Here is a 9,589-nt window from a genome sequence, read left to right on the forward strand (position 1 = left end):
CCCCCCCCCCCCCCCCCCCCCCCCCCCCCCCCCCCCCCCCCCCCCCCCCCCCCCCCCCCCCCCCCCCCCCCGCCGCCGCCCCGCGGGCGGCCCCGCCCCGGACCCCCGTGACGGTGCGCGTCACGGGCGGGCGTGGCCCGGAGGGAAGACCGCCAGGTGTCCGCCTGTTCCCTCCCGGGCCACGTTCATGCACTCACCCGTGCCCACTCTGGTCCCGCGGGGGTGAGCTGGCCCTGCCACCACCCGACCCGGGGCGGAAACCGCAACTCAGACGCGGTGAACGAGTAGTCGAGCGTGTCTCCCGTCCTGGGGTTGGTCATGCGGGCGCCGTAGATGAAGTCGGCGGTGGCGGGGCGCGTGGTCCACAACGTCTCCCATTCCGGCACACGGCTGCAGACCTCGAGCAGCCGCTCGCGCTCACCGTCGGGCATCACGCACTCGATCAGTGGCGCGGCACCCCAGATCAGGCCGTGGGCGATCGTGCGCCAGTCCTGCCCGAGTAGCTGCCGCGTCCACGGGTCAGCGACCAGCCACTCGTAGATGCTCACCCCGGCGCGCAAATGCATCAACGACTCACACGCCTGGTTGGCGGCCACGATGCGGCCCATGACCGTGTTGAGGATGAACACCGGCACCGTGATCGCCTCGATAGCGCGAAGCTCCAGATCACAGGGTGCACTGTCGTCGGACCGCAGCCGTCCCTCCCGCGCCGACAGAAGAAGGCGGACGTTGTTGTCCTGGACTTCCAAGGCTGCCAACACTTTTCGAATGTTGTCGTCGACAAGCGGACGCCTCTCGAGTTCTATCTTCTTGATCGTGTCCGCCGCCAGCCCGACCTGCTGGCCCAGCTGGAGCCGGTCCAATCCCAGTTGCTTCCTGCGCTTTTCGATGAACGCACCGAGGTTCCTGAATCTCGCCGGTATTGTCATGGGCTTCCCTCCCCACCGATCGTGTGGTGCCACCGGGCACAAGTTGTCCCCGCTGCAACCGTTGACCCCCTGCACTGTGCCCACAATGCTAGAGCTAGATCGCAAGCGCATACAGGCCGCAACCACACAATCCGGTGTGACTCCGGTCATGAATACACAGGGGTATATGCGTTTCGGCTGCCACAGCGTCGAGGCATGCCGTCGTGCAACGAATTTGGTTCGAAAGCGCCTACGGCGCAATGCGGGAGGGAATTGAATGATGAGTCCAGAGCGCCGGGAGTTGTTGTCATCCGACCTCGACCGAGGCTATAGGGTCGCGTCGCAGGTCAGCGATGCCGCTCATCTCATCCAGACCTACGCAGACACCGCCGACGACCTCGAATTGGCGGCATTCGTCCGGCAATTCGCCCTGCAGCTGCGCACCGAATGCATGCTCCGCGATCGCGCCGAATTACTCGCCGCCAAGAAACCACCCACGTCATGGGCAGAATTCAGCGCTCGCCACCGCACCGACACCAACGAGCGTCGTTGAAACACCAGTGATCGGTCACGGTCGAATGCGCGCGAACGCTATGAGAATTCATATGTCAGATCCGGTCGAGACGGTGTCGGGGAGAGACGGAGACAGGCGGGTGAACCGAGTACGCGGCCACACAGACGGCAGACACCCGCCCCGACGTACCCGACGCGCCCGCGCAGCGGCGCGGGTGGACATGCCGGACCTGCACCTCTGGCTGGATCAGTTACGCCAGGAGCGTGGCTGGTCACGCGAGATCGCCGCCGCTCGCGCCCGGATCAGCACGGCCTACCTGTTCAAGATCGAACACGGGCGGTCCGTTCCCACCATCGACACCCTGGCCAGGATCGTACGGGGCTACGACCTCGATCCCGCCCAGCGTCGCCACACCTACGACTTGTGGAACCCGCCCCAGCGCCTTCCGGCCGACGACGAACTCCGGCACCAGATCGCAACACCCGAAGTCAACGCCCACCTCGCCTATCTGGATGCCTCCCACATCATCTGCGCCTACACCACTCCCCTGTCGACCGTACTCACCGCCAGCGACCGGCTCTATGACGCGCTGCCCGGCATCCGTCAGGCCGCCAACAACATCGTCCTGTGGTTCTTCCAGCCAGCCGCGCGTGAACTCGTCGTCGACTGGGATGACGAAGCACCTCACGTCGTCGCCGCGCTTCGCGCAGCCATCGGCCCCTACCGCCGCAGCCACCACGCCCGCGCCCTGCTGCACACCCTGGCCGCCAACCCGCACTTCGCCGAACTCTGGACGACACACCCCACCACAGTCAGCTATGGCCGCCCGCCCGGCAAACCGGTCCTATTGCGGCACAGCCGTTCTCGCGGTCCGGTCGCTATCTCATTGCAGATCAGCGAATTCCACAGCCCGCACGCCATCCTCGTCGCCTACGCCATCAGCAAAGCCAGCGCGGAATGCAGATAACCGTCAGTGTCACAACACTTTCCAAGGCAGAACACCATGCGCGTTTTCATGACCGGAATAGCTCACACCACCGGCGACCCGCGGCCCATCACAGATATCGAACCCATTTCCGCCGAGCCAGGACTGGTCGATGCCCTACATGAGGTCGGCCTCGCCACCTACCGGCACGCTCGCGACTCGCCCATCGACATGGCCGCCGTCTGTATTGCGGAAACGCTCGACCACGCGCGGACGCCGGCGTCCGGGGTCGACATCCTCATGCTCGCCTCCTCCACCATCGGGTTCGGCCAGATCGAAAATACCGAACTCCTGCAACTGAGTGAGCGTTTCGGCCTCAGCCACGCCACACCGATCGGGGTCTCGGCCGCCGAATGCGCCAACTTCGGCACCGCCCTGCACCTGGCCCGCACCCTCGTCGCTTCCGGCGAGGCCCGCACCGTGCTGCTGGTGACCACCGACGCCTGCACCACACCCGAACAGCGCCTGCTCCGTCAAGTCAACTCCGTCGTCAGCGACGGCGCCGCATCCTGCCTCGTCACCACCGAACCCGCGCGCATCGAAATCCTTACCACCGTCACCGCCACCAATCAGCTCATTCGCGCCGCCACCAACCCCGACGCCATCGCCGCGCTCACCCGCCGCACCCTGATCGGCCTCGTCGACGACGCGCTGCGACGCGCGAACATCGACCGCGACCAGATCCGGCAGGTGATCACCAACAACATCAACACCGAAGCGCTACGGTTCATGACCTTGTCGGCCGGCCTCGACCACAATCTCTGTTACGCCGATAATGTCGCAGACTTCGCTCACGTGCACTCCGCCGACAATCTGCTGAACTTACAAAGCTATCTCGAAGACGGGGCCGCACCGGACCAGATCGTCCTCACCATCAGTCACGCCTTCGGCACCTGGGCACTGGCTCCCCTCCGGATCCGGTGACGACCAGTACGACCGTCTGCACCGTGAGCCCTCTACAGGAGCGGCCGATCGCATCCGAGGTCAGTCGCCTCCACCCGGCGCTGGTGCTGGGTAGCCTATTTCCAATCCGGCGGTCGGATCTGGTCGGGATCGATGTCTCGCAATCCACGCCACGACGGATGCCGCAGTATCCCCGCGTGAGTCCACTCGGTGAAGGCCACTACTCCGACCAACCGAGGATGCACCCACTTCGCCTCCGGCGCGGCAGCGCTGTTCACGACCGGGGGCGTATCCCGTTGGAGTGCAGTCAGTCTCGTAGCCAGATCAGCGAGACTGGCGCGAGTGAACCCGGTTCCGACGTTGCCCGCCCAGATGAGATTCCCATCATGGTCGGGTACGGCCACCAGTAGCGAACCGATCCGGCCGAAGCGGCTTCCGGCCCCGGGCCGCCACCCGACCACGATCACCTCCGATACGCGCAGATTTTTGATCTTGGTCCAGGATGGACTGCGGCGGCCTGGCAGGTAGCGGCCATCCAGACGCTTGGCGATCAAGCCCTCCAAACCGAGCGCTTGCGAGCGCGCCAGCAAGTCCGGGCCCCGGCCGCTCAAGCGAGGCGATATCTGCCACCGCGGCCCCGGCAAGGCCAACTGCTCGAGCAGTTGACGACGCCGCACGTAAGGCAGCTCGATCAGCGTCCGGTCACCGACATGCAACAAGTCGAACGCCACGAAGGTCACGGGCGCCGCCACGGCCATCTCGGCGATCGCGCCAGCGCCGCGCCGATGCATGCGGGGCTGCAGCGCCTCGAACGATGGCACCCCTTCGACGAACGCGACGATCTCGCCGTCGAGTACGAACGGCGGCTGGCCCGCCAAATCGGCCAGCTCGGGCCATGCTGCGGTGATGTCGTTGCCGTTCCGCGAGACAAGCTCCACGCGGTCGGTGACATAACCGCCCGCCCGGATGCCGTCATATTTGATCTCGAAAGCCCAGCCCTCATCGTCGCTGGGCAACTCTCCAGGAGCCGCCAGCATTGCCGCGTATCGCGGCAGCCTGATCACCGTTGCGTCGCCGCCATCAGAGGCTCCCTTTAACCACAAACGACCTACCAGCAAACGTACAGCATCAAATCGAACGGCCGCCGGAGTGCGCCACACCTCGTACCCGCCTCGGGGCCGCCAGATCGAGGCTTGAACAGCGAAGCCTTCTGCAGTGGCGCGCCTTTGGGCAGCGAACGCAACGGGCCTACTTCGTGAGGGTGGGACGGTCAGGGGTCCGGCGAGCGGGCAGATGAGTTATGTGGGGTTTTGGTCGGTGTCGACGAATTCGAGGTCGGCTTCGCGTTCCCATGTCCAGTGGTTGCCTGGCCACCACACAACGACCCAATCCGTCCCGCCGGTAGGTGGGGTTTTCGACCAGATCTGAACGAGTTCGCCGGAGGCGTGGTCGAAGTCGGTGCGGACCACCGCGGCATGCCCGGCAGGGGCGACATAGCCGATCCGGTCACCGGCGGCCAGGCCGGCGCGCGACTTCAACCGGATCCGGGTGCGCGGCGCAACGGGCATCGGTTGAGCTTGTCATCCACTCCTGCGCCAAGGCTTGGGCGGGATAGCCGAGGGTATCGGCGAAGTATTCGCGGTAGTTGATCGCATCGAGCGGTGGGGCAACAACGACGGCGGCCCCGCGACCGCGACAAAGCACACCGGCACGGTCCCCCGTCGGCTTCGCCTCCATGGGGGCCACCACGCTGCGTCGCCCCTGGGTGATCTGGCCGGCCGAAGCGCCCCGACTCGCTAACGACAACGTACCGTGATGTGATCGCCCTTGTGCCCCAAAGTTTTCACGGCGACAAACTCCACCGCATTCGTTGTCTGCTGAGCTCGTCGCCTCTGCCGACCTCATGGCAGGTGGAGCGTGATGATGCGCGATGATGTTCTTGGGACGCGCTGGCTGCTGCAGACTGTGCGCCGCCTGTACGGATGGCGCGCACCGCACGGGCTCGCGCTGGGCGTCCAACATTCGATCGTCGAGTGAACCTCGTAAGGAGCCTTGGTGAGCACCCTCGGTAGTTTCATCTGGTCAATCGCCGACCAACTTCGGGGCCCCTACCGCCCCAACCAATACGGAAACGTGATCCTCCCGCTCACGATCCTGCGCCGACTCGACTGCATCCTTGAGCCCGACCGAGAGACAGTGCGCGCGCTGGCGACAAAGTACGACAACCCGCACCGGCTCAAGATCGAAGTCAAGAAGGCGACTGGCCGACCGTTCTACAACACCTCGAACTACTCCTTCGCCAACCTCCTCCAAGACGCCGACGGGCTGGCGGACAACCTGGCCGACTACATCGACCGGTTCTCACCCGATGTCGACGTGTTCGAGTACTTCGACTTCAAAAAGGAAATCCTTGCCCTGGAGAAGGCGGAGCTGCTGCGAGAGGTCGTCACGTCGTTCAAGGGTGTCGATCTTCATCCGGACGTCGTCTCCAACGCGGACATGGGTGATGCGTTCGAGTACATCATCCGCAAATTCAACGAGGCAGCAAACGAGACCTCCGGTGACCACTACACCCCGCGGGACGCAATCCGGCTGCTGGTCGACCTGCTCTTCGCCGAGAAAGACGCCGACCTGACCGAGGCCGGCATCGTCCGCACGCTCTACGACCCCACCGCGGGCACCGGCGGCATGCTCGCCCTGGCCGAGGAGCACCTGCTCGCGCAGAACCCCGACGCGAAACTGAGCCTGTACGGGCAGGAGTACAACCCGCAGTCATACGCGATCTGCAAGTCCGACCTGCTGGCCAAGGGCCAAGACGCGACCAACATCGCCTTCGGCAACACCCTGACCGATGACGCGTTCAGGGGCCGCCAGTTCGACTTCTGCATGTCCAATCCGCCCTACGGCGTCGACTGGAAGCAGTACGCGAAGCCGGTCACGAAAGAGCGCGATGAAGCGGGCCCCTACGGCAGATTCGCGCCCGGCCTCCCGGCGACCTCCGACGGACAGATGCTCTTCCTGCTCCATCTGGCTCACAAGATGCGCGCGCCGGAGGACGGCGGCGGCCGGGCCGGGATCGTGATGAACGGTTCGCCGCTCTTCAATGGCGCCGCCGAGTCCGGCCCCTCCAACATCCGCAGGTGGCTGCTGGAAAACGATCTGGTCGAGGCGATCATCGCGCTACCGACCAACATGTTCTTCAACACCGGCATTGCCACCTATATCTGGATCCTCGACAACACCAAGCACCCCGACCGCAAGGGTCTCGTCCAGCTCATCGACGGCTCATCGTTCTGGACCAAGATGCGCAAGAACCTCGGCGCGAAGAACCGCGAACTCAGCTCCGCGGACCGCGCCGAGGTGCTCAAGTTGTACAGCGAATTCACCGATGCCGACCCGGACTACTCCAAGGTGCTCCGCAACGATGAGTTCGGCTACTGGACCATCACCGTCGAACGTCCACTGCTGGACGAGGACGGAAAGCCGGTCGTGGACCGCAAGGGCAAGCTCAAGGCAGATTCGAAGAAACGCGACACCGAGAACGTCCCCTTCACCTACGGCGGCTCGACCGCCGGCGCGGCCAGCAAAGTTGAGGTCATCCAGGCGTACATCGACGCCGAGGTGAAGCCGCACGTTCCCGATGCCTGGATCGACTGGTCCAAGGTCAAGACAGGCTACGAGATCCCCTTCACCCGCCACTTCTACAAATACGTCCCGCCCCGCCCCCTCGCTGAGATCGATGCCGACCTGGAGAAGCAGGTCGCCAAGATCATCGACCTGCTGCGCGAGGTCGAGAAATGACGGTCACACTCAACCCGTTTGACAACGATCAGACCGAGCGAGTGCCGATCGGCATCGCCTACTCCGTAACGCTGGGCAAGATGCTCGACGCCGGTAAAACTGTCGATGACTCGCACACGATTCTCCCCTACATTCGAGCTGCGAACATCCAGGACGACGGTTTACGACTGGCTGACATCAACGAGATGCCCTTCTCGGAAAGCGAAGCAGCCCGTCTCGATTTACGCCGTGGTGATCTGCTAGTTGTCGAAGGTGGGGCCGTTGGAACAACTACGGTCCTTGACCACGACATGCCGGGCTGGTCATTCCAAAAGACAGTGAACCGAGTGCGCCCAATCGGCGCCTGGTCCACGCGGTATCTCGCTTATGTGCTTCGCGCTTACCGTGACGCTGGCATCATTGACCTGGTCTGCAACGGATCAACGATTCCGCATCTCACCGCCGAAAAGCTCAGGGCCCTTCGCATCCCATTCGCAAACCCTGACGAGCAACGCGCCATCGCCGACTACCTTGACCGCGAAACTGCCCGCATCGACAGGCTTATCGAGGAGCAGCAGCGCCTGATCGAGATGCTTCGCGAACGGCGGGAATCGGAGATCGCCGCGGAATTCGCCGAGGCTGCCAAGACCCCGCTACGGCAGGTGATCGAGTACGCGCAGACAGGTCCTTTCGGGACGCAACTGTCTGCTGACGAATATGTCGTCGGCGGCGTGCCTGTAATCAACCCGACCCACATTCAGCGAGGAGTCATCGTCCCGGATGACTCTACAACGGTGACGCCGGAGAAGGCAGAAGACCTCGCGCGGTACAGACTTGCAGTAGGCGACATCGTGCTTGGACGTAAGGGCGAGGTCGATAAATCTGCGCTGGTGGACAAACGAAGCGCGGGCTACGTCTGCGGGTCGGACACTATGGCCCTGCGACTAAGCTCAGGGACAGTGCCGGATTATCTGTGGTGGTTTCTCCAGTCGCCAGAGGCCCATAGTCAACTTGAGTACTGGTCGGTCGGGGCGACCGTGAGCGGACTCAACCAGACAACGATCCGAAAAGTGCGTCTACCTCTCCCAGATGTGCAAGAGCAGCGACGAATCGCCAGCGATCTATACGAGAAGACCGCAAAGATCGACAGGCTCATTGTCGAGACAGTGCACTTCATCGAACTCTCCAAGGAGCGGCGATCGGCGCTAATCACGGCGGCGGTGACTGGGCAGATCGACGTACGGGAGATGCGGTGAGGGCCAGTCACAACGAGGTCGTCTTCGAATCCGAGATCTGCGCCTACCTGGCCGACCACGGGTGGCTCTATTCGGCGGACAGCACCGGCTACGACCGGGAGCGGGCGCTCTTTCCCGAGGACCTGTTCGCCTGGCTGAACGCGACGCAGCAGGCGGCATATGAGAAAGCGTTGAAGGCAGCAGGATCGGAGACGAAGTTCCTCGATGTGCTGACCACGGCGCTCGACAAGCCCCTCGAGCACGGCGGTGGGACGCTGAACATCCTGCGCAGCGGGGTGCAGTACATCGGCGGTGGCCGGTTGAAGATGGCGCAGTTTCGCCCCGAGACCAGCCTGAACGCGACCAGCAACGAGCAGTACGCGGCGATGCGGGTGCGGGTGATGCGGCAGGTGCATTTCTCCACCGCCGATCGGCGCAGCATCGATCTGGTCTTTTTCATCAATGGGCTCCCGGTCGCCACCGTCGAGTTGAAGACCGATTTCACCCAGTCTCTCGATGAGGCGATCAACCAGTACCGCAAGGACCGGCATCCGCTGACCAATGGGCGGCCGGAGCCGCTGTTGTCGTTCGGGCATCGGGCGCTGGTTCACTTCGCGGTCTCCAACGACCTGGCCGCGATGACCACCCGGCTTGAGGGCGAGAAGACGCATTTCCTACCGTTCAACACCGGTCACGATGGTGGCGCGGGCAACCCTCCCGGTGCCGAAGGGAAGTCGGCGACGGCGTACCTGTGGGAGCGGGTCTGGGAGAAGCACGCGTGGCTCAACATCATCGGCCGGCTGATGATCGTGGAGACCAAGCAGGAGTGGGATGTCGCGACCGGGACGTCGGTGCGGCGTACGAGCATGCTGTTCCCGCGGTTTCACCAGTGGGAGGCCGTGACGAACATTGTGGCCGCGGTAGCCGAGGAGGGGGTGGGGCAGCGCTATCTGATCGAGCACTCAGCGGGCTCGGGGAAGACGAACACCATCGCCTGGACCGCGCACCGGTTAGCGCGGCTGCACGTTGACGACGAGAAGGTCTTCGATTCGGTGATCGTGGTCGTGGACCGCACCGTGCTCGACGGGCAGCTGCAGGATGCGATACGGCAGATCGACGGGTCGGGCAAGATCGTTGCGACTATTAGCCCGGAGGACGTCCGGAAGGCGGGTGCGAAGTCGAAATCGGGGCTGCTGGCGACCGCGTTGAAGAACGGGGAGCTGATCATCGCGGTGACGGTGCAGACGTTCCCGTTCGCGCTCGA

The 9,589-nt window shown here is 64.1% G+C and carries 9 protein-coding genes; 6 read left to right on the forward strand and 3 right to left on the reverse strand.

The genetic code is table 11. The features are described from left to right. Nucleotides 1-185: 185 nt before the first annotated feature. Nucleotides 186-929: a helix-turn-helix transcriptional regulator gene (locus A5789_RS01710; RefSeq protein WP_064906971.1), complete on the reverse strand. Its 744-nt coding sequence runs from the start codon at nt 927-929 to the stop codon at nt 186-188. A 256-nt stretch (nt 930-1,185) separates the two neighbouring features. Between A5789_RS01710 and A5789_RS37160 the strand changes: the two genes are divergently transcribed. The 3 genes from A5789_RS37160 to A5789_RS01725 all read left to right on the forward strand — a co-directional run bounded on the left by A5789_RS37160 (nt 1,186) and on the right by A5789_RS01725 (nt 3,331). Next, entirely contained in the window at nt 1,186-1,461 is a 276-nt protein-coding gene (locus tag A5789_RS37160; RefSeq protein WP_064906972.1) for a hypothetical protein, read from the forward strand. Between the two features lie 181 nt (nt 1,462-1,642). Next, on the forward strand, nt 1,643-2,389 hold the full coding sequence (locus A5789_RS01720) for a helix-turn-helix domain-containing protein (RefSeq protein ID WP_193615498.1): 747 nt from the start codon (nt 1,643-1,645) through the stop codon (nt 2,387-2,389). Between the two features lie 48 nt (nt 2,390-2,437). Continuing rightward, on the forward strand, nt 2,438-3,331 hold the full coding sequence (locus tag A5789_RS01725; protein WP_193615499.1) for a hypothetical protein: 894 nt from the start codon (nt 2,438-2,440) through the stop codon (nt 3,329-3,331). Between the two features lie 95 nt (nt 3,332-3,426). Here A5789_RS01725 and ligD read toward each other — a convergent pair whose 3' ends face one another. Both ligD and A5789_RS01735 read right to left on the reverse strand, forming a co-directional pair. Next, a complete protein-coding gene (gene ligD, locus A5789_RS01730; protein ID WP_227462824.1) occupies nt 3,427-4,470 on the reverse strand; it encodes a non-homologous end-joining DNA ligase in 1,044 nt (347 codons plus the stop codon). A 138-nt stretch (nt 4,471-4,608) separates the two neighbouring features. Continuing rightward, nucleotides 4,609-4,878, reverse strand: coding sequence for a hypothetical protein (locus tag A5789_RS01735; protein ID WP_155525653.1), 270 nt, complete (start codon nt 4,876-4,878; stop codon nt 4,609-4,611). 487 nt (nt 4,879-5,365) lie between these two features. On the opposite strand from A5789_RS01735, the gene A5789_RS01740 reads away from it, so the two are divergent. The 3 genes from A5789_RS01740 to A5789_RS01750 all read left to right on the forward strand — a co-directional run. After that, nucleotides 5,366-7,111 carry a class I SAM-dependent DNA methyltransferase gene (locus tag A5789_RS01740; protein WP_064906977.1) on the forward strand — a complete coding sequence of 582 codons (1,746 nt, stop codon included), beginning with the start codon at nt 5,366-5,368 and terminating at the stop codon, nt 7,109-7,111. Continuing rightward, nucleotides 7,108-8,346, forward strand: coding sequence for a restriction endonuclease subunit S (locus tag A5789_RS01745; RefSeq protein WP_064906978.1), 1,239 nt, complete (start codon nt 7,108-7,110; stop codon nt 8,344-8,346). The genes A5789_RS01740 and A5789_RS01745 overlap by 4 nt, the downstream gene beginning before the upstream one ends. Further along, nucleotides 8,343-9,589 (forward strand): type I restriction endonuclease (locus A5789_RS01750; protein WP_197516531.1); only part of this gene is annotated, 1,247 nt, incomplete at its 3' end. The genes A5789_RS01745 and A5789_RS01750, both read left to right, overlap by 4 nt.

This window comes from Nocardia sp. 852002-51101_SCH5132738, from assembly GCF_001665695.1.
In the GTDB taxonomy this organism is placed as follows: Bacteria; Actinomycetota; Actinomycetes; order Mycobacteriales; family Mycobacteriaceae; genus Nocardia; species Nocardia nova.

Coding starts and splice junctions, on each gene's coding strand:
- A5789_RS01710 (WP_064906971.1), bottom strand. CDS start 929: ATGACAATACCGGCGAGATTCAGGAACCTCGGTGCGTTCATCGAAAAG.
- A5789_RS37160 (WP_064906972.1), top strand. CDS start 1,186: ATGATGAGTCCAGAGCGCCGGGAGTTGTTGTCATCCGACCTCGACCGA.
- A5789_RS01720 (WP_193615498.1), top strand. CDS start 1,643: ATGCCGGACCTGCACCTCTGGCTGGATCAGTTACGCCAGGAGCGTGGC.
- A5789_RS01725 (WP_193615499.1), top strand. CDS start 2,438: ATGACCGGAATAGCTCACACCACCGGCGACCCGCGGCCCATCACAGAT.
- A5789_RS01735 (WP_155525653.1), bottom strand. CDS start 4,878: ATGCCCGTTGCGCCGCGCACCCGGATCCGGTTGAAGTCGCGCGCCGGC.
- A5789_RS01745 (WP_064906978.1), top strand. CDS start 7,108: ATGACGGTCACACTCAACCCGTTTGACAACGATCAGACCGAGCGAGTG.